This is a genomic window from Arthrobacter glacialis (genome assembly GCF_002909415.1).
GTDB lineage: Bacteria > Actinomycetota > Actinomycetes > Actinomycetales > Micrococcaceae > Specibacter > Specibacter glacialis.
In genome coordinates this window covers 153,459-172,870 of the sequence record NZ_PPXB01000009.1, presented here as the reverse complement: position 1 = coordinate 172,870, position 19,412 = coordinate 153,459, and the positions used below count along the sequence as shown (strand labels likewise).

The following is a 19,412-nucleotide window of genomic DNA, read 5'->3' as shown; positions in this document are numbered from 1 at the left end:
AGTGATTCGCGAGCTTGACGCCAAGGAAGCTACCCTCTTTTCGGGAATGCTCAAGACGATTCGTAAGCGTTCCACACGCAATCATCTGCGGAAGAATCTCTATGATGCGAAGTCGCGGTTGGATCGGATTGGTTTTTCTGTTCCTCCGCACATGATCGATTTTCAGACACCTTTGGGTTGGGCTGAGAAGGCAGTTTCGGTTCCCGCTGCGCGCATTCAGCGTGAGGGTTTCCGGCTGCCGGGCGAGTCGTCTTTGCTGGGTGACCTGTCGGAGATATTCGATAGTGGTTATGCTTCGCGCCTTGAGTATGGGGCGATTAAGTCGAGTTTGAAGCATGGGCCTGCTTTCATGTTTTCGACGCCTGGGGATACGGATAAGGGCGATCCTCGGGTGGTTATTGCGGCCAAGTCTGCGCTTGAGGCTACGTGCATTCAGGATCCGCGCACCGGGGTTGTTACTTCGGCGTTGGAGATGGTGGGTCTGCGTGAGGCGCTGATGTACGTGCAGGGCGCTGTTCTTGAGATGACCAACGTCAATGGCGTGTGGATGGTCGCGAAGGACATTGAGCAGTCTCATGATCTGGTCCTTTGTGAGCCGTTCGTGTGGGACTGGGATTTGGACCGCACGTTTGGTCGATCACGTATCTCTCGTCCACTGATTGGTTCAATTGAGCGCGGCGTTCGTACCTTGCTTCGTGGCGAGGTCACGGCCGAGTTCTTCTCATCTCCGCAACGGGCATTGCTGGGCGCTGACGAATCCCACTTCACCGATGAGGCCGGGAACAAGATCGACTTGTGGAAAGCAATCACGGGCGGCGTTTGGGCTCTCCCTGATGTGTATGACGAGGATGAGGGCAAGCTGGTCCGGGCGCAACTCCAGCAGTTGCAGCAGGCGTCAATGACCCCGCATTTTGAGATGTTCAAGTCAATCGCTTTGCAGGTTGCTTCGGAGACTTCGTTGCCGATGTCCTACCTTGGTGTGCAGGAGAATCAGCCGGCCGCTGAGGGTGCCATCAAGGCCGCTGAAGCTGACATGATCGCCCTTATTAGTCACCAAATCGACATGTCCTACAAGACCGCTTCCGTGAATCTTGCACGCAAAGCATTGGCTGTGATGCACGGCGGCTTGACTGACGCTATGAGCACCGAGCTGGCGGGGCTAACCGTGCGGTACACGGACCCGGGCACGCCCACAATTTCGGCCCGCTCTGATGCTGCGCTCAAGTACACGCAGACGTTCCCGAATGGCGACCCAAAGATTGCTATGGAGATGTACGGGCTGACTGATGAGCAGATTCAACGGAACATGTCATACATGGCGACGCAGTCCGCGGGCTCGTTGTTAGCGCGTCTGAATCTGGGTGCCGGCGCCACTGTTGAGCCGGGCACGGAGGCGTCGCCTACAGTGGGCGAGGATGCCAACGCAATCAAGGCCAAGTTTGACGCTCTCGGTATCGCTGTTCGTGCTGGTGTTGATCCGAATGATGCGGCGAAAAGGCTCGGCCTAGATGGCATCAAGATGACAGGCGCAACTCCGGTTTCGCTGCGACTCAAGGAAGTTGACGCGGCAGGCTTGGAGGATCGCTGATGCTGATCAGTCGTGAGGTCACTGCCGAATATCGTTCTATGCGCGACACGGTCACGAGCAATCTACTGACTGAGTTCGGTGGATTGATGACGGAAGTCATCACTGCTCCCGCGGCGGTGCAGCGTGAAGCCATATTCGAGGTGCTGCCTGCGCTGGCTGAAACCCACTTGCAGGCTACGTCTGCTGTTTCAGCGGCATTCTTTTCTGGCCTTGCTGAGATGCAGGATTTGCCGAAGCTGGTTCTGCCGGATGTGTTGGAGCCATCGGTTCCTGAGTTTTGGCGTTCGCTGATTGGCTGGGGCTCGTCGGATCGGGTGCTTGAGCGAGGCGGCGCCGCGTTGATGTATTCGCTGATTGCTGGCGGCTTGACGCGGCGCATGTCGATGGCGGCGGCTGACACGATGATTGGCAACGCTGCGATCCAGACAACGCCGATGCGCTCCCAGCGTGTCCCGCAGCCTGGTTGCTGTGCATGGTGCGGGATGCTGGCGTCCCGCTTTGCTGCGTACACTTCGGAGGCGTCGGCGGGCAAGGTTAGCGGGCGCGGAATCCCTGTAGGTCAAGGCAGAGGCAAGGGCTCCAGGGGTCGCGGGCGCGGGTTGAAGCCTCGCGGGTCTCAGGCCATAGGCGAAGACTTCCACGATCACTGCCAATGCGAAGTGGTTGTGGTGACTGAGGAAAACGAAGTCCAACTACAGGCCGATGCTGACCGGTATTACGACCAATACAGGGACGCCGCTGACAAGATCAACGACGGCCTAACGCTTACCTCAACGGACTACAAGCTCGCCGATGGATCAATCAAGAGCAAGTACACGTGGGTCCACGATGAAGCTGGAGCAACAACTCCGGAGAGCCGCACGAGCATGATCGTCGCCTCAATGCGACAAGAGCTCAACGTTCGATAACCCCCAAACTCTTCCCTTCCGTGCGATGCGGGCAGGGTTTTTCGCCGTGCGATGCGGCATTCACACAAGGAGATTTACCCATGAGCAAGCGCACCATTCACGGCATTGACCTGACTGCCCCTGGCGGTATCGAGAAGCTGTTTGCAGTGCACCGGGCAATGTTCGGTGACGCTGTCATGGAAACCGACGAGGAAGCCGCCGCTACGGCTGCTGCTGAGGCCCAAGCGGCTGCGGACGCTGCAGCCGAAGCTGCTGCGAACGAGAAGCTTGGCGAAGGTGGCATCAAGGCTTTGAAGGCCGAGCGCGAAGCTCGGGAAGCCGCCGAGAAAGAGCTTGCTGAGTTCCGCGCCGAGAAGCAGAAGGCTGCTGATGCGGAACTTTCCGAAGTTCAGCGGGCACAGAAGGAACGTGACGATCAGGCGGCCGAGAACGCGAAGCTCAAAGCCACCAACGCACGCCTCTCCGCGCTGGCAGAACACCCAGTACCCAAGGAATACCAAGACCTTGTCACGGGTACGGATGAGGCCAGCTACCTTGCATCGGCAAAGAAGCTCAGTGAGCTGTACACCCGAGCCCAGGGTAAGTCCGGCGTCGTTCACAAGTCGGGAACTGGTGGCTTTGAAGCTACAGCTGGCTCCGTCGATGCTGGCCGCGAAGCATACCGAAACCGCAAGAAGTAACCAACTCTTTAGACCCTTTAGGAGGGCACATGGATCTCACAATCAAGCGCGAGACCTTTGGCCAGGATGATCAGTCTTGGCTTGGATCTGCGCACGGCACTCAGTCCACGCAGACCATCACTTTGGACGTCTCAACGTTCACCGCTGGCACCCACTACCCGCAGGGCTGGCTCAAGTCAGGCCTGCCCCTGCAGAAGCTGGCCGGCGGCAAGTACGGCCTGTGGGTAACCACTAAGGAGCTCGCCGGGTTCCTCTTCACTCAGGTGAAGGCCCCTGCCAACACCGCGACGCCTGTTGGCGGCGCACTCCATGAGCATGGCCGAGTCATTGAAGCCAAGCTCCCCGTTCCCGTAGACGCTGGCGGCAAGACTTCTGCCGCTGGCCGAATCATCTTCGCCTAAGGAGGCTTCACATGGCACTTGTGCTTTCGAGTGAATACATCACTCCCGCTGATCTGACCGGATACGTCCGCGAAGCTCTTGCTGATCTGCCGCAGAATGTCTTCGGGCTTTCCGCTTTCCTGCCGAATATCACTGTCGATGACATTGATTTCCGCGTGTCCACTGGTGGTGGCGGGCTTTCTCGCGCCGCTTCCTTCCGCTCGTTCGACACCGAATCCCCGATTGGCAAGCGCCACGGGATCGAACGTATCGCCGGCTCACTGCCCCCGATTTCGGAGAAGTTGCGTCTGGGTGAGTATGACCGTCTCAAGCTGCGCAAGCTCGATTCCGGAATCAAGGACGCCCTCTTCAATGACGCCGTGAATCTGGCCAAGGCCATTCAGACGCGTCTTGAGATTGCGCGTGGCGAGGCGCTGATGGACGGCAAGGTAACCCTGGCCGAGAATGGCCTGGCCCTTGAGGTTGACTACGGCCGCAAGGCCAGCCACACCGTCACCGCGGGCGTCTTCTGGGGTGCTGGCGGTGATCCCGTGGCTGACTTCCTCGCATGGCAGGCCGTTTACGTTGCCACCAACGGTGTCCGCCCCGGCGCAACGCTGGCGTCTCAGGATGTCTTGTCGGCTCTGATGCGTAACGCCAAGATCCGTGAGTACACGCTCCCGGCTGGCTCGACTCAGCAGATCGTGACTGTGGATGCGATCAACGCGCTGTTCCGCTCATTCGGCCTGCCTGCCATTGAGGTCTACGAGGCTCAGGTGGAAGGCGCTGGTGGCGTGGCTCAGTCCGTCATCGACCCGAAGAAGATCCTCTTCTTGCCGCCCGCTGGCTCGAAGCTGGGAGAAACCCTTTGGGGCGTAACCGCTGAGGCTCTGGATGCTGACTACGGCATCGATGCCACCGACGCGCCCGGCATTGTCGTCGGCTCGTACTCCGACAAGGATCCGGTTGGCCTGTGGACCAAGGCGTCTGCAATCGCTCTGCCGGTGGTTCCGAACACCAACCTGACCCTCGCCGCGAAGGTGCTGGCCTAGCACTGGAATGGGGCGGTGAGCCACAAGCTCACCGCCCTGCCCGGTTCACCCTTAGGAGGGTGCATGTCTAAGATTTTTGGCATTCATTTTGCCGTGCACAATGAGGCTGGCCAGTTGCATCAGTGGAGCCCTGGCGATGAAGTTCCCGAATGGGTGGAGCCGATGGTTGGCGACCACTGCATTTTGCTCCTGCCCGAAGTGAGCGAAGATCCGGAAGGTACCGACGCGGATGAGGATGAGGAATCGACACCAAGCGAATCCGACCCAGAAGACGCCGAAGAGGACGCGACACCAGAAGCTCCCGCCGCTGATGTTTCTCTGGACTTCACCAAGCCCGCTGCACGCCGCGGTCGCGCTCCGAAGAAGGCGTAACCGTGGATGCTCTGGCGACATTGGCAGAGCTGAAAAAGCACTGGCCGTCCCTGCCCGCCGAGCAGGAGGCGGACGCTGAGCAAAAGCTCATCGAGGCCTCCATCATCGTTCGCGGGCTGTATCCGGTTGATGCTCGCATTGCTTCCGGCGCGCTTGATCCCGCCACTGCCGCTTATGTGGTTTGCGACATGGTCAAGACTGCGATGGACATTGACGAGACGGACGTTCCTGCCGATGTCACGCAGCTGTCCTTCGGTGCTGGCGGATTCACTCAGAGCGCGACATTCAAGGATCGTGACGGGAAGCTTTTTCTGACCAAGCTTCACAGGCAACTGCTGAGTGGTGGCGGGTCCCGAAATCGCAAAGCGTTCACGATCATTCCGGGGGTGTAGTCGTGCTATTCGGAAAAGGCATCGTTTCCCATTTCCCTGCGTCGTGGCGTACCAGTGTCACGGTGTTGCGGAGCGGTGGGCGTGACCAAAAAGGTAACCCACTGCCTGCAGTGTCGATTCCGCTGGCTGACTGTTTGCTTGGGCCTCGGTCTACAGGTGAGCCTGTGCCGGGGTCGAGTCTTACATCTTCGGACATGTCCTTGTATCGCGATCCTGACCCGAGCTTCACATTCCAGCCTGCGGATCGAATCATTGTGCCCGCGGGTGCTTTGAATGCTGGCGAATGGTCGATTGATGGGCGCTCGAAGGAATTCCCGCTTGGGGTCGAGACTCCCGTGAAGGCTGGTGTGTGATGGCGCGTGATGGCTACAAGCCGGTGCCGTCTGGGTTGCGGAAGGTCATGAATTCTACGGGGATGTCTGATGCGTCGGTGAGTCTCGCTAGGAAGCTTGCGGGTAATGCGCAGGCGGTCGGGCATGGGAAGTATATTGGCGCGCCGGCGTCGGTGATTGCTGGCTGGAATAACGAGCGCAGGGCTGGTGCAGTTGTGAGCGAGTCTCAGCCGCACGGCAAGGACTGGCAGGACGCGATCCTGCTGCGCTCAATGGCGGCTATGACCATACGGAGGCGTCGATGAGCGATGGTCTAGTTTTCCCGGATGCGCGTTCGGCGGTCTGGGATCTACTGAGCGGGTCGGTTCACTTTGATCCGTTCACTGATTCAACGGTGACAGTGCGTCCAGTGACGACTCTTCCGGTGGATGCCCATGGGTTACTCGAGGAACCTTTTCCGCTCGCTCATGTCCGGTCCGCGGCTCCTGGCACTCAAGGCTACGTGGACCGCGTGGACCGGGTGGCCATCGATGTTTACGCGCCGCTTGAGACTGCACTCAATGTCCTTGAGTCGATCAGTACGTATTTGACGGGCCGTAGCATCGATACGCCTTCTGGGTATTTGGATGCCATTGAGCCCGATGAATTGCCCGTAGATGTTCCTTACCCGTCTGAACATGTTCGGCAGGCCACGGCGACTTTCTTAGTCACCACGCGGCCTCTCTAAACCCCACTCGGGGAAACAAAACACTTTCAACCTTTGAAGGAAGGTCTATTCACCATGCCTACATTCGACACAATTCGCCAGGGCGCGGACAATCGCAAGCTCATTCGGAAGGTCCAGAAGAGCTTTGCGTTCTTGCTGCCGAACACAACTCCGCTGCCGACAACCCTGTACGCGACTGGCACGCTGATTGACTTCGGCGCACTCCCCGGCGCAGTCTCGCTGGGCATCGTCACACCCGATGGCTGGGGCTTCGGCCGCGAGATGGAGAAGGAAGAGGTTGATGGCCTCGGCTACGCCTCTCCTGTCCGCTCCGACATTACGAAGGTTCCGCGCACTGTCACTGTCACGGTCCTGGAATCGGGCCGCAAGGAGATCAGTGAGCTCAAGCACGGCTTGGTCATCACTGCCACCCAGAGCCCGACGACCGGTGAGGTTGTCTATGACGAGCCTGACATGCCGATCAACCGTGAGTACCGCCTGATCGTTGTTGGCCTGGATGGGCCTGCCGATGAGGAATGGGTCATGGGCAAGGGCTTCGGTGCGGTGAAGCTTGCCGGTACCGGCGATGAGACGTGGGGTGCCGATGCGGTCTCCACTGAGTTCACCTTTGATGTTTTCACGGATGACGAGACCGGAACGCCTGTCCGTCACTTCCTCGCGGGCACTGGCGCACTCAAGTACAAGGACGTGCTCGGCTTCACTGCTGGCGTCTAGTCACAAGCTGCGGGCCGCGCCATTTTCCGGGTGGTGGTGGCGCGGCCCGCTTCACATCCCCACCACCCGGAACCTGCAAGGAGGCCCATCGTGGCAACACTTTCCAAAAATGGTCATTCCGTGACCACTGAACTTGCGCGGGAGATCGTTTCCCTGCGCGCCCAGGGCTACACCGAAGCGACCGCACCCAAGCGTGACACGGTCGAGTCGAAGTCCGTCGAGCATGTGAAGGCCGTCGAGGCCAAGCCCAGCAAGTAGTTCCAACTGCTGCCCTGCACGCCGTTGCAGGGCAGCAGTAACACCCCCCTAAACCAAACACTCACTACCCGGAGGTAACACCATGGCTGTAGCCGATAAGCCCGTAGTCCAGTTCACCATTGCTTCAATCCGCAAGGACGCGACCAAAGTTGATGTTCTCAAGGTTGGACTCAGTGGCTCGAAGATCATCACTTTCCCTGACTTGATGGCAATGGAGTCAGCGGAGTCCGAGGAGCTGCTTGCGAAGATTGACGCACGTAGCACGAACACTTGGAAGGCGCTGGAGCAGTGGCTTTCCCCCGCGGACGCCGCGGCACTCCGCGCTGAGGGATTGTCTCGCGCTGACCTTCTGCGCACGCTCAAGAACGCCTCGAAGTACTACCAGGATTCTTATGGTGATCTGGGAAACGAAGGCGCCTCCGAGAGCTTCTAAGGCGGTACCGCCCCCAGGTCCGCGCCGATCTCATGAGTGAGTACGGCGCGGACCTGGACGTTTGGTATTCGGCGGGCCGCTGGGTGGCGTTAATCGAGCTAATCGACATGCTGCCAGACGCTTGCAGGCTCAACGAGGCTATCGTGAACGATCCCGAGATGGCAGAGCTTTTGGCATCCCAGCCGGACCCTGTTGAGCCGTGGTCGCCGCGGGTCTCGGATAACACATTGACCAATGTGATCTTGGCGCGGATAGCCGACGGCATCGCTTCGTCGCAGCAGACCCAGGTAGCTGTAGCTGGGGGTAAGCCTGCGAAGGTTGCCCCGTTCCCGACGCCTCGCACGGCCATTACGCGCCTGCGGGAACGCGAAGACCTTGAACTGTTCCACGACATGCAAGCCAGGTTCGGTTTCTGAACGAGCCGGATTGATAACTTCACACACCGAAAGCCGCTCCTAACCGGGCGGCTTTCTTGTGCCCCAAAATAGGAGGCCCCGTGCCAATTATCGGTATCGCTCAACTCCTTGTGGAACCGTCATTTGCCGGTACGCAACAGCGGATCTCCCGTGAGGTGGGCCGCATGATGCCCCGCGCTGGTAGAGATGCTGGGCAGAGCTTGGGCCGTGGCATGGCTGCCGGCTTCGCGGAAGAGTCCGCAAGCCTTGAGGCCGAAGTCAATCAGCTTGGTCGCGTTGTCAGTAAGGCTGAGGAAGATCTTGCATCATCGCGGGAGCGCAGGTCTAAGGCGCGTGACGCTGAGTCAAAGGCGCTTGGTGAGCTGCGTGTTGCTGAGCTAAAGCTGCAGGAGATCCGGGACAGTGCTGGCGCAAAGGCGTCACAGATTGCTGCGGCCGAAGAGCGCGTCTCGATCACTCGTACGCGGGCCACTGCAGCGACTCGGGCCCATCAGACTGCCACCCAGAATCTTGCAGAATCAACAGCCAGCCTCAGCAATGCTCAGCGCGAATCTTCGCGGGCGACGACTGAGCTCGAAACACACATGCGGCGAGCTACGGCTGAGTCTGACAATACCGAGCGTGGCTTTGGCCGCCTTGGCGCCCGGCTGCGGACGGCCTTTCAGGGCAGTCCGCTGGCCGGGATGGTTGAGAATATTCGCCGCGATTCTGGGCGCGTCAATCTCGACCTTCACCAGATGGCTGACGATGTGTCCAAGTCCGGTACTCGTGGCGGGCGCGCTTTCACGAAGGCTTTCGTTGGCGTCGTGGGTGGGCTGTCTGTCATCACTCCGGCCGCTGGTGCTGCGGGTGCGGCTCTCGTGGGCGCGGCTGGAAATGCCCTGACCTTGGGGGCCTCATTGGGCTCTCTGGCTGGCGTTGCCGCCCTAGTTCCCGCTGGTCTGCTGTCCATGGGAGGCGCCGCTGCTGTCATGGGTGCAGCTTTTCATGGCATGGGCGCTGCCCTGTCTGCAGCCACTGACGTTTCGAAGGTCGCAACCAGCAACGCCAGGCTCGACGCGATGGCCATGGAGGACGCTGCCCGTCAGATCAGTGACGCTGAGCAGCGTGCCGGCGAGGTGCAGGTTGATTCTGCGAAGAAGGTTGCCGACGCCAAGAGGAACCTGCTCACCGTTGTTGCCCAGAACGCGGAGCAGCAGGAATCTGCCCTGCGCCGCGTTGCGGACGCTGAGCAGAATGTTGAGCGCGCCAACAGGAACGTGTTGCAGTCGCAGTTGGACTTGAATCAGGCCCGCACTGACGCTGTTGACCGGATCAATGACCTGAACCGCTCACTAGAGCAAGCTGGCCTCTCTGAGCGCGGAGCGGCTCTCCGGTACGAGGATGCCCTGGCTGCCTACAATCAGGGCGTTTCGGCTGGTGGCGATCCCGCTTCCAAGTCCATGCGCAAACTGAAGCTTGATCTGGATCAGGCAGCCTTTGGCTTGCAGTCGGCCAAGGAGGAAACCGCTTCGCTCACGGAGGAGCAGAAGCAGGCGGCCACAGAGGGCGTTGAAGGCAGTAAACGGGTGCAGTCCGCTGAGCAGTCCCTCATGGACGCTCGTGAGGCTGCGACTGAGGCTGTGCGCGACCGCAAAGACGCCATCAAGGAAGTTGCCAAGGTTGAAGCCGAGGGCGCGCAGAGCATCATTGACGCGCAGGAGGCCATCGCTGACGCGACTAGGGACGCCGCTTCGGCCCAGGTTGATGCGGCTCGTTCCGTGTCTGACGCGTACCGAAACATGGAGCGCCTACAGATTCAGCAGGCCGACAGTGCCGCGGCGTCTGGCGCAGCTGCCGCGCTGGCTATGGAGTCCCTGACTCCGGCCGCTCGGACGGCAGTTGGCGCACTTCTGGATGTGTATGGGCAACTGGGGAACATTCGCCGGATTGCTCAAGAGAGCTTCTTCACGGGGTTCGCTTCACCACTGCTGAATCTTGCGAAGACGATCATGCCGCAGCTTGCTGTTGGTACGGCCGCCATCGCTACGGCACTTGGTGGCGGCGCTCAGGGGTTCATGAATTCACTGAACAGCGCCCTCGGTGGAGGCGTCCTGACTGGTCTGATGACAGGTGTTGCAACGTCGGTTGAGGTCTTGAATAGGGCCATTGATCCGATGGTGCAATCTTTCGTGACACTGGGTGTCGTGGGTATGGATTACATGCCCCGGCTCTCCCAGGCCATCGTCAACATGTCTACCGGCTTCAACACCTTCATTCAGGGCAGCGCGGCTGATGGTCGCCTTGTTGGATGGATTGACGCTGGGATTCAGGGCTTCAAGGATCTGGGGTCCATTGTTGGCAGCACAGTGGGCATCTTCGGTTCTCTGACTGCGGCTGCTGAGGCTGGCGGTGCTGTGTCCACTTTGGGTGGGCTGGCTGAGGGCTTGCGCGGGATCGATGCGGCCATGCAGGGCGAAACGTTCAAGAAGACGATGACGACGATCTTTGCTGGTGCTGAGGCTGGTTCGCAAGGCTTGCTATCTGCGCTCGGTGCAATTGGTCAGGCGTTCGTTGTTGGCGCACCGGCGCTGGCTGATTTCTTGCGTCTTGGCGGGGAGATCGCCGGTACTTTCATCGGCGGCATTTTCACGGCCCTGTCGAATCCTGAATTTGGTGCTGGGCTAGTGACGTTCCTTGAGGGTGTGCAGCGCGGCGTGAACCAGATTGTTCCACTGCTGCCTGGGCTGACTGGCGGCTTTGGATCCTTCCTGACTTCGATGGCCCCGATTGTTGAGTCCCTTGGCCCGTCTTTGGTGCAGGTCTTCACCGGATTTGGGCACACGCTTGGGTTCTTGCTGGACATTTTCGAGCCTTTGCTGGTGGCGATTGCTGGGAGCCCGCTCATTCTGGGCTTGCTGATCGCATCATTCGCGGCAACTGCTGGCGCTGCTGCTGCCTTGACGGCGGCGGGCAACATCCAGAAAATCGCGATGGCCGGCTGGTCTATTGTGACCGTTGCGGCTTCGGTGGTTCAGGGATTGCTTGCTGCCGCATTTGGCAGGGGCACCGCGGCGATTGTCACTAACCGTGCCGCAATGGTCGGTTACCGGGTCGCGATGGTTGCGGGGTCGATAGCTACCGGTATTGCGACGGGCGCTCAGTGGCTTTTCAATGCTGCGATGTCAGCTAATCCGATTGCGCTAATCATTATCGGCATTGCGGCGCTGGTTGCTGGGCTGATCTGGTTCTTCACTCAGACGGAGCTTGGACAGAAAATTGTTCAGGTTGCTTTTGCTGCGATCAAGACAGCGATTTCGGCGGTTGTGGACTGGTGGAATAACACGCTCATTCCCGTGCTGAAAGTTGTTGGCCAGTGGTTCACGGATGTTTGGAATGGCGCCTCAAGTGCTGTCCAGGTTGCTGTGAAGTGGATTCAGGATGCTATCGGAAACGTGATCGGTTGGATCCAGCAAAACTGGGGCCTGCTACTCACGATCATTCTGGGCCCGCTGGGTTTCATCATCCAGTGGGTTGTGAAGAACTTCTCGCAGATCTCCGCGGTGGTTCAATCTGTTTTTGCTGCCGTAGCTCAAACTTTCACATGGATCTACACGTCCATTATCAAGCCAGTTTTTGATTCCATACTCGTCATTGCGAACGGTTTGTATCTTGGGCTTCGTGGCATCTTCCAGTTGGTGGTGGCGATCTTCACTGAGATCATTGCCCCGGCGTTCATGAACTTTTGGCATGGCGTTGTGGAGCCTGTTTTCAACGGCATTGTCGGCACGCTGACATCGTGGTGGGCTACGGTTTCCGGCATCTTCAACATTGCTGTGACGTTCATGCAGACAGTCCTTGGCGCCGCGTTTACGTGGCTCCGCGACTCCGTCATCATGCCAGTGTTCAACTTCATTGTCGGCTACATCGGATGGTGGTGGGCGACAGTGTCAGGCACATTCCTGGCCGCGAACACATTCATCCGAACCGTTCTCTCAGCCGCGTTTACGTGGCTGCGTGATGCGGTCATAATGCCTGTGTTCAACGGGATCACAACCGCTATCTCCCTGTGGTGGACTGGCACTCAGCTCATCTTCAACACGGTGATTGGTTTCATCCGAAACACTCTGGGCACCGCCTTCACCTGGCTGCGTGACTCGATCATCAGCCCGGTGTTCAACGGCATCCGGGACACGATCAGCAACGTGTGGAACAACGGGATCAAGCCGGTCTTTGACTTCTTGTCGAACGCGATCAAGAATGACGTTCCGAACGCCTTCCAGAAGGGTGTGGACGGGATCAAGAAGATCTGGGATGGAATCCTGGATATAGCCAAGGCTCCCGTCAGGTTCGTCATTGACACCGTCATCAACCAAGGCCTCATTGGCACCTTCAACAAACTCGCAGGCATGCTGGGCATAAAGACTCTGGACGAAGTTGCCAAGCCGCCAGGCTTTGCTCGTGGCGGCGTACTGCCGGGTCAGTCGTCTTGGCGCAATGGAGACGATCAGTTGGTGCCGATGCGCAAGGGTGAAGGCGTGCTCATGTCTGAGGTCATGCGTGACCCGTTCGAGCGTGCGCGCCTTTACGCCATGAACAAGGCGGCATTGGCCGGCCGCTCCATGCGTGAGGCCCGATCCCTTGTGGGCGAGGGCTTCGCCAAGGGTGGCATCGTAAACCCGCTCAAGCGCATGTCGCTGACGCAGGGCTACAACCGTGTGCACAAGGGCATCGACCTTGCGGCAAGTGTTGGAACTCCGGTGTTCGCATCGGAGAACGGGCGTGTGTCTCATTCGGGTCCCGGAGCTTCGGCACCGGGCGTGTGGGGCGGCAACGAAATCCATGTTGACGGTGCCTCCGGTATCCAGACTTGGTTCGCTCACCTGTCGTCTATGGCGGTGAAGGTTGGGGACATGGTGCGTGCTGGGCAGCAGATAGCGCTCTCAGGCAACACCGGTATTTCCAGTGGCCCGCACCTTCACTTTGGCGCTTTCACTGGTGGTTGGCCCAACGACATCGACCCGCAGGGCTACTTGGGTGGGGCTGGCATTCCTGCTGGTGGCGGGTTCAATCCGTTCTCCGCACTGGGTGACCTAGCTGAGGGCATTGTCGGCAAGATCAAGGGGGCTTTCCCAATGGGCGGTTTCATGATCGACGCGGTGACTGGGATGGGCAAGAAAATGTTCAGCACGGTCATTGATTGGGCGAAGGAAAAGCTCGGCTTCGGCGCCGTAACTGGCGCTTCTCAGGGCGCTCACCTGAACCCGATTCTCTACGATCAGGGAGGCGTTCTACGTCCGGGCCTGTCTCAGGTCATGAACGCCACGGGCAAGCCGGAAGCGATCTACACCAACGAGCAGGACCGGGCACTACAAGCCTTGGCTGCTCGGGGTGCGCACGGTGGCGGCTTGAACTCTGCTGCCCTAGATCGACTCACCGAGGCTGTGAAGAGTGCCCGGCAGATCATCATCCCCGATATGTCTTCGGACAGTGCCCGCGCACTTGCGCTGGCCAAGCAGTTGGAAGGAGTGGGATGAGGATAGATCGTGGCATTGGCTGGTCCCTGGGAGGTTTCGACCTTTCAGGGATTGACCCTGACGGTGTGCGGTGGCTTACCCGGGACGTGAAACGGTGGGATAGCCCACCTGCTTCTAATGGCTCGGTGACTCAAAATCAGTTCTCCGACGGCGGGCATATGACACCTGCCTACCTGCAGTCGCATCCGATGATCCTTGAGGGGCGGGCGCTCGTTTCTGGGCGCCCGCTTCGGGAGAGTCGATCATTAATCAAGGCGGCGATGGCTGCATTCAATGCAACCATCCCCGTGCGTGACCTTGCCCCTTTGGTGCTCTCTGACTTTGGCGATGTTTGCCACCGTCTGATTAGGCAAGAGGGAGACCCGGACGTACGTCTGGTGTCGGATTATGAGTTCACCTTTTCCGTGCAGCTAGTGGCCCCTAAGGCTCGCAAGCTGGGCGGCGATGGCAGCGCCGCATATCAGTTCTCGGCCACAGCGTTCTTGCCATCAACTACGGGTGGTCTGCAGGCGCCGTTCACAGTCCCGTTCAGTATCGGCGCAACGGTGGTGAACGGGTCGGTGACGGTCACTGCTACTGGTGACGCGCCGCCGCCCGTGCTGGTCAGGATCAATGGGCCAGCAGTGCAGCCGATCATCCGTGATCAGGACGGCGGATCAATGCTGCTGGACATTAGTCTCGACGCCGGCCAGTGGTTGGACGTGGACTTGGATGCCCGAACGATCAAGATCAACTCAACCGTGAACCGCCGCAATCTACTGCGTGGCCCGTGGATCGTTCCCCGTTCAGGCATGGTCCTGTCCCTGGACGCTGCAGTGTATGACCCGCTTACTTCTATGACGGTCTTCTGGACCGACGCAAGCTACTAAGGAGGGCCACGTGCCTGTAGATACTTTGGACCCCACCTGGATCAATGCCCCTGGTGGTGTTGGCCCCTCTTATGACTCAGAAGAGTTGCGCCGTAATCAGGGGTTCGCTTTGGAGCGCAGCGCAACTACAGGTTCCGCACGCGGGGGCCTGTTGGCCGTGGGTGATTTGGACATCTCTCTTTCCGGCACCACGGTGCGCTTGGGCCCTGGTGGCTGTGTGGTTGAGACCGCGAAGGGCCCCTACGTTACCGGGCTGAGCGTCGTGACCAACGTAGACACCCTAGTTGCCGCGGATGTTACCAACCCCCGCCGCGACCGGGTGGTTATCCGCATCCTTGACCCGGACAACGGTGGTATCGCTGGGCGCAAGGGGCAGGCCAGTGTTATCGCAGGAACGCCCAACGCGTCGGCAGCTACAGGTGGTGGCTACCCCGCAGAACCCAGCGGCCCGGTGCTGACCATCGGATATGTGGATGTGCCCAAGTCCGGTGCGGGCAGCCCCACCTTCACCATGACCGCCCCGTACACCGCAGCCATAGGCGCCCCGGTGCCTGTGCGTAACGTGGCCGAGCGTGAAGCCCTGACCAAGCGCAAGGGGCGCATGGCCTACCGCCTAGACCGCAACGGGCTGGACTACTGCAACGGCACCACTTGGGAGGAAGCCCCCACAGCCGCCCACATAGAGTTCGACTACAACGTGGGTTCAGGCTTCCCCAATAACGCCAAGTGGGGCCCCGGCACCCTGACCTTGGACACCGGGGCAGTGTCCACTGACCTGACCGTGGCGTCGTCTCCCGCAGCGGATAAAATCACACTGCCCAAGGCGGGCCTGTACCTAATTTGGTTCGGCGGCGCCTTCGGGGCCGGGGTGGGTGGCAACTCGTGGTTCCAGATCAAAAATGCAAACGATGATGTGGTCCACGCTTCGGGCGCTGCGGTGGAGTTCTGGGGCAGTGTCTGCGCACCCATCCGCACCACAGCGGCCAACACCACGCTGTGGCTGCGCATCAAGCAGGTTTCAGGCGGCACCACGTCGGCCGCTGGCAAGGTCAAAATCACACGCATCGGTTAGGAGGCGCCCGTGTATCGCTTCATAATTTGCGAGTACATTACTGGCAAGGCGCTGGACGAGCTACCGATGGTCATCACGTCAGACCTGACAAGGTATCTGAAAATGTGCGGGGAAGGGACTTTGTCTCTTCCCCTTTTTGATGGGCGCGGCAAGTTGGTTTCGGATACGTGGGAGCAGTCGATCTTGCCGGGGCGTTCACTGATCCTGGTGGTTGATGATGCTGACCGGATTGTGTGGCATGGTGTTCCGAAGTCTCGCGGCCGCAGCACCGGCCACTCAGTGCCCTTCCCGTGTCGCACTGCTGAGGCGTCACTGATTCGCCGCTACATGCCGACCCGCAATTATGTGGGCATGGATCAGGCGCGGATCTTCCAGTCCATACTGGAAACCACCACCGAGGGCGGCATTGGTCTGGACTACGACTGCCCGGACACTGGCGTGATTCGTGACCGTCCGTACAACGACGACGAGAACGCCCGTGTGTACGACCGCATCAATGAACTCTCTGCTGTATCCAACGGCTTCGACTGGACCATTGATGTGGTGTGGGGCGATGACGCGCACACGTTCGTTCGGAAGATCGCCCGCACAGGCTACCCGCACCTGGGCAACCGCACACAGAACCCTGCCCATACTTTCGAGACCGGGCAGAACCTCACCGACTTCGACTTTCAAGAACCATGGGGAGAAGGTGACGCGGCAACCCACGTACGGGCTGTTGGTGATGGTGAAGGAGAAACCAAGCTCATGTCCGCCCCGATCATCGACACGGCGCGTGAGGCTGCGGGCTGGCCACGCACGGAGGAGCGCCGGACGTTCTCTGGCGTCACCGTCCAGTCGACCATTGACTCGCATGCCCGGGCCGTGGCTGGCTACCTGTTCGGTGGACAAGAAGTGCTGACACTCACCGCCAGGAACCCGACCGGCGCCGAAGACTTCACCCGCTTGGGCGACTTGACCCTGGGTGACACGGCACGCGCCATCATCGACACCCCACAACTCAAGCTTGATGAAGCGTGGCCTGTCGTTGGCTGGTCACTCACCCCGGAGACGGGTATTTATAAGCCTGTGCTGGCAAAGATTGGAGAGCCTGGTGAATGACTTCTCTGGTATCCCCCGCGCCTTCGATCCGCGCCAAGCTAAGCGTGAGAGGGAAGAATTCGCACGCCTCGCAGAGCAGCGATCATCAGCACGCAACACCAGCTCAACCACCATTGGTAGCGGTGGGCGGCTCGACCTTGACGGCGGTGACCTTGACATCTTCAACGGTGGTAAAACTCGGGTCCGCGACGGTGGCAGTTTCCGTGTCGAGGGTGGCGGGTCCATGGACATCGTGGACGACGGGCAGATCAACGTCATCGGGCAAGGCCAAGAGCTACTGACTCAAGAGCCAGTCACCGTGCGGGCATCGATGGCAAATCGCCCCAGCTTCAATTCATGGGTGGGAGCCGTGATCTTGAAGGCTGGCCTTTACTTTGGACTCACGGAATCGCGTGGTGACCGGGACCCGCGAGTTGCATCTTCGGACGGCCTAGGAGTGGAGATATCTTCCGCCTTCGATCCGCTGCAATATGGCCCACAAGCTGGTCCGAACATAGTCTCTGAATCATCCGCAATTGTGCGGCCCGGTTCGGCTTACCTTGGGACCAACGCATGGGATGACGCGATAAACCCCGGCGGTGGCAGCGGCCTTGCCGGGCACAAAGGTTTCTCGTACATCTACATGCGTCCTCATGACATGTCAATCTGGCTGGGCAACCAGACGGGAGGCACGACCGAGATCCCCGACGGGCTGGCCCTGTCCATCAGTGGCACGCTCGAAGACGCCGTCCTGGAACTGTACGGGCGCAACGGCGTCAATGTGCAAGGTAGCTTCACCGTCAACGGCCTGCCTATTACCGCGCCTGTAACGTCCGTGGCTGGCAAGACTGGCGCTGTGACACTGGTCAAGGGCGATGTCGGGCTTGGATCCGTTGATAACACCAGTGACGCCGCCAAGCCCGTCAGTACGGCAACCGCCACGGCGTTGTCAGGGAAAGCCGCGACGGTCCACACCCACAGCATCACTGACGTGACCGGACTGCAGACCGCCCTCAACGGGAAAGCAGCCACAACCCACACCCACCCAGACGCCACCACCAGCGCGGCCGGGTTCATGTCCGCAGCAGACAAGACCAGGCTCGACGCTTCCGCCGCCCCGGCCCGGTTCAAGAACCAGCCCATCACGCTCGGATCCGGACCCTACGCCGGGAACTCCATCAACAACATCGGCCTAGGAATTAACATCCCCGCGAACCCCTACGGTGCTGGGGTGGGCTACAAGATCGACTTTGTTGGTCAGGTAATCGCAATTGCCGGAGCAGCTGGTGGAATCTGCCAAGCCGTCGGCAAGGTCAACGGTAATGGCTTCAACACAAGCTATACACCCCGCGCAGATGTGGCTGGGCGGTTGCTTACCAACCTCAATATCGTCTCCGTCCTTGTACCTACCGGGGCGGCATCGACAGTGACCTACGAGTGGACACCGCTCTACAACAACACCACCACACTTTCAACCAACGCGACCGACACGTACTTTCAGGTCACGATCAGCCCCTACATCGCACTCTAGGAGACCCCCATGGCACAGGTTCAAATCAGCATCAGCAACACCACAGGCGGCTCGTCCTCCGCGAACGGCACAGTAACCGACCCCGCCACCCTCGCTAAGGTCCGCGAAATACTCGACACACTCACCGACAGCGCCGCAGTGACGGACACCGAATGAACCGGCGCCGCACCCAAGGACCGTCCCGGGAGGGCTAAATGTGGAGCAAGCAGCAGCGTCAACCCTTACCGGACTCTTCGCCCAACTCGGGGTCGCCGGTCTTGTCCTTGCCATCCTCATTGCCGGGGCCGGCTGGTACCTCAAAGCATCCAAAGACCTCCGCACAGAGAAGCGCGACGTCATCACGGATCTGCGGGAAGACATCCATAAGCTCACCGTCGAACGTGACGCGCTCAAAGAAGCTCTCCTTGACTGCAGGTTCCCTAACCGAAACGGGGGCGTGAATAATGAGCAGGCTTGAGCGCAAGAAAAGCATTATCGGTTGGGCAGTGATCGCGCTGGCCATCGTCCTGATGATTGTTCTCATTTTCCAGAACATTCAAGCTGACAAAGACCGGACAGAGGCGCAGTCATCGGCCCAAACCTCGGCGCAGCAGAAGAAGAACCTCGCTGAGGAAGTCGCCGGCGCATGCCAGGCGGGGGAGGTCCTCAAGTCGGTGGCGGGTGTTGACTTGTGTGCCAGGGCGGAGAGTATCGCCCAGCAGCCGGTGACGGTGGAGGGCCCTCAAGGTCCGGCTGGTCCGAGAGGGTTGCCCGGTGCTGACGGTCATGACGGCAACGACGGTGCGACGGGTGCCCTCGGCAAGACAGGCGCCGCAGGAACCAACGGCGTTGACGGACTCACCGGCACGTCAGGAACCTCGGGGCTCAATGGTGCGGCAGGACCACCCGGCCCAGAAGGCCCAGCAGGCAAAGAAGGTGCCGCCGGGGCGCCCGGTAAAGACGGCGCAGACTCCAACGTCCCCGGCCCCCAAGGCCCAGCCGGATCCTCCGTCGAATCATTCACGTTCACATCCCAAGACGGCGTGACCTACTCCTGCACGCCAGACCCGCCCGGATCCCAAACATATACATGCACCACCCCCAAACCTTAGC

At 59.8% G+C, this 19,412-nt stretch carries 20 protein-coding genes; all 20 read left to right on the top strand.

Annotation, left to right across the window (positions count from 1 at the left end; all coding sequences use genetic code 11):
• Window position 1: 1 nt before the first annotated feature.
• Window positions 2-1,588, top strand: coding sequence for a phage portal protein (locus CVS28_RS12600; RefSeq protein WP_103481724.1), 1,587 nt, complete (start codon window positions 2-4; stop codon window positions 1,586-1,588).
• Window positions 1,588-2,496: a VG15 protein gene (locus tag CVS28_RS12595; RefSeq protein ID WP_103481723.1), complete on the top strand. Its 909-nt coding sequence runs from the start codon at window positions 1,588-1,590 to the stop codon at window positions 2,494-2,496. Before CVS28_RS12600 ends, CVS28_RS12595 begins: the two co-directional genes overlap by 1 nt.
• Window positions 2,497-2,576: 80 nt before the next feature.
• Entirely contained in the window at window positions 2,577-3,176 is a 600-nt protein-coding gene (locus CVS28_RS12590) for an FtsB/FtsL family cell division protein (protein WP_103481722.1), read from the top strand.
• Window positions 3,177-3,205: 29 nt separating this feature from the next.
• Window positions 3,206-3,577 (top strand): head decoration protein, encoded by a 372-nt coding sequence (locus tag CVS28_RS12585; RefSeq protein ID WP_103481721.1) that lies wholly within the window; start codon window positions 3,206-3,208, stop codon window positions 3,575-3,577.
• A gap of 11 nt (window positions 3,578-3,588) precedes the next feature.
• Window positions 3,589-4,608: a major capsid protein gene (locus tag CVS28_RS12580; protein ID WP_103481720.1), complete on the top strand. Its 1,020-nt coding sequence runs from the start codon at window positions 3,589-3,591 to the stop codon at window positions 4,606-4,608.
• A 63-nt stretch (window positions 4,609-4,671) separates the two neighbouring features.
• Window positions 4,672-4,980, top strand: a complete 309-nt coding sequence (locus tag CVS28_RS12575; RefSeq protein WP_103481719.1) for a hypothetical protein — start codon at window positions 4,672-4,674, stop codon at window positions 4,978-4,980.
• 2 nt (window positions 4,981-4,982) lie between these two features.
• Window positions 4,983-5,372: a hypothetical protein gene (locus CVS28_RS12570; RefSeq protein WP_103481718.1), complete on the top strand. Its 390-nt coding sequence runs from the start codon at window positions 4,983-4,985 to the stop codon at window positions 5,370-5,372.
• A gap of 633 nt (window positions 5,373-6,005) precedes the next feature.
• Complete coding sequence (locus CVS28_RS12560; protein ID WP_103481716.1) at window positions 6,006-6,431, top strand: hypothetical protein; 426 nt, start codon at window positions 6,006-6,008, stop codon at window positions 6,429-6,431.
• A gap of 54 nt (window positions 6,432-6,485) precedes the next feature.
• Complete coding sequence (locus CVS28_RS12555; RefSeq protein WP_103481715.1) at window positions 6,486-7,145, top strand: hypothetical protein; 660 nt, start codon at window positions 6,486-6,488, stop codon at window positions 7,143-7,145.
• A gap of 90 nt (window positions 7,146-7,235) precedes the next feature.
• Window positions 7,236-7,403 (top strand): hypothetical protein, encoded by a 168-nt coding sequence (locus CVS28_RS19735; RefSeq protein ID WP_207797204.1) that lies wholly within the window; start codon window positions 7,236-7,238, stop codon window positions 7,401-7,403.
• A gap of 82 nt (window positions 7,404-7,485) precedes the next feature.
• Window positions 7,486-7,836 (top strand): hypothetical protein, encoded by a 351-nt coding sequence (locus CVS28_RS12550; protein WP_103481714.1) that lies wholly within the window; start codon window positions 7,486-7,488, stop codon window positions 7,834-7,836.
• Window positions 7,837-7,868: 32 nt separating this feature from the next.
• On the top strand, window positions 7,869-8,252 hold the full coding sequence (locus CVS28_RS12545; RefSeq protein WP_103481713.1) for a hypothetical protein: 384 nt from the start codon (window positions 7,869-7,871) through the stop codon (window positions 8,250-8,252).
• 80 nt (window positions 8,253-8,332) lie between these two features.
• A complete protein-coding gene (locus CVS28_RS12540; protein WP_103481712.1) occupies window positions 8,333-13,768 on the top strand; it encodes a peptidoglycan DD-metalloendopeptidase family protein in 5,436 nt (1,811 codons plus the stop codon).
• Window positions 13,769-13,893: 125 nt separating this feature from the next.
• On the top strand, window positions 13,894-14,637 hold the full coding sequence (locus tag CVS28_RS12535; protein WP_133159125.1) for a phage tail family protein: 744 nt from the start codon (window positions 13,894-13,896) through the stop codon (window positions 14,635-14,637).
• Window positions 14,638-14,647: 10 nt separating this feature from the next.
• Window positions 14,648-15,709, top strand: coding sequence for a hypothetical protein (locus CVS28_RS12530; RefSeq protein ID WP_103481710.1), 1,062 nt, complete (start codon window positions 14,648-14,650; stop codon window positions 15,707-15,709).
• 120 nt (window positions 15,710-15,829) lie between these two features.
• Window positions 15,830-16,810 (top strand): hypothetical protein, encoded by a 981-nt coding sequence (locus CVS28_RS12525; protein ID WP_133159124.1) that lies wholly within the window; start codon window positions 15,830-15,832, stop codon window positions 16,808-16,810.
• Entirely contained in the window at window positions 16,803-18,320 is a 1,518-nt protein-coding gene (locus CVS28_RS12520) for a phage tail fiber repeat family protein (RefSeq protein WP_103481708.1), read from the top strand. Before CVS28_RS12525 ends, CVS28_RS12520 begins: the two co-directional genes overlap by 8 nt.
• Window positions 18,321-18,329: 9 nt before the next feature.
• Window positions 18,330-18,476 carry a hypothetical protein gene (locus CVS28_RS19730; RefSeq protein WP_165788144.1) on the top strand — a complete coding sequence of 49 codons (147 nt, stop codon included), beginning with the start codon at window positions 18,330-18,332 and terminating at the stop codon, window positions 18,474-18,476.
• Between the two features lie 40 nt (window positions 18,477-18,516).
• Window positions 18,517-18,777: a hypothetical protein gene (locus CVS28_RS19725; RefSeq protein ID WP_103481707.1), complete on the top strand. Its 261-nt coding sequence runs from the start codon at window positions 18,517-18,519 to the stop codon at window positions 18,775-18,777.
• On the top strand, window positions 18,764-19,411 hold the full coding sequence (locus CVS28_RS12510; RefSeq protein WP_103481706.1) for a collagen-like domain-containing protein: 648 nt from the start codon (window positions 18,764-18,766) through the stop codon (window positions 19,409-19,411). The genes CVS28_RS19725 and CVS28_RS12510 overlap by 14 nt, the downstream gene beginning before the upstream one ends.
• Window position 19,412 lies beyond the last annotated feature (1 nt).

Coding starts and splice junctions, on each gene's coding strand:
- CVS28_RS12560 (WP_103481716.1), top strand. CDS start 6,006: ATGAGCGATGGTCTAGTTTTCCCGGATGCGCGTTCGGCGGTCTGGGAT.
- CVS28_RS12595 (WP_103481723.1), top strand. CDS start 1,588: ATGCTGATCAGTCGTGAGGTCACTGCCGAATATCGTTCTATGCGCGAC.
- CVS28_RS19730 (WP_165788144.1), top strand. CDS start 18,330: ATGGCACAGGTTCAAATCAGCATCAGCAACACCACAGGCGGCTCGTCC.
- CVS28_RS12555 (WP_103481715.1), top strand. CDS start 6,486: ATGCCTACATTCGACACAATTCGCCAGGGCGCGGACAATCGCAAGCTC.
- CVS28_RS12510 (WP_103481706.1), top strand. CDS start 18,764: ATGAGCAGGCTTGAGCGCAAGAAAAGCATTATCGGTTGGGCAGTGATC.
- CVS28_RS12545 (WP_103481713.1), top strand. CDS start 7,869: ATGAGTGAGTACGGCGCGGACCTGGACGTTTGGTATTCGGCGGGCCGC.
- CVS28_RS12575 (WP_103481719.1), top strand. CDS start 4,672: ATGTCTAAGATTTTTGGCATTCATTTTGCCGTGCACAATGAGGCTGGC.
- CVS28_RS12580 (WP_103481720.1), top strand. CDS start 3,589: ATGGCACTTGTGCTTTCGAGTGAATACATCACTCCCGCTGATCTGACC.
- CVS28_RS12590 (WP_103481722.1), top strand. CDS start 2,577: ATGAGCAAGCGCACCATTCACGGCATTGACCTGACTGCCCCTGGCGGT.
- CVS28_RS12585 (WP_103481721.1), top strand. CDS start 3,206: ATGGATCTCACAATCAAGCGCGAGACCTTTGGCCAGGATGATCAGTCT.
- CVS28_RS12550 (WP_103481714.1), top strand. CDS start 7,486: ATGGCTGTAGCCGATAAGCCCGTAGTCCAGTTCACCATTGCTTCAATC.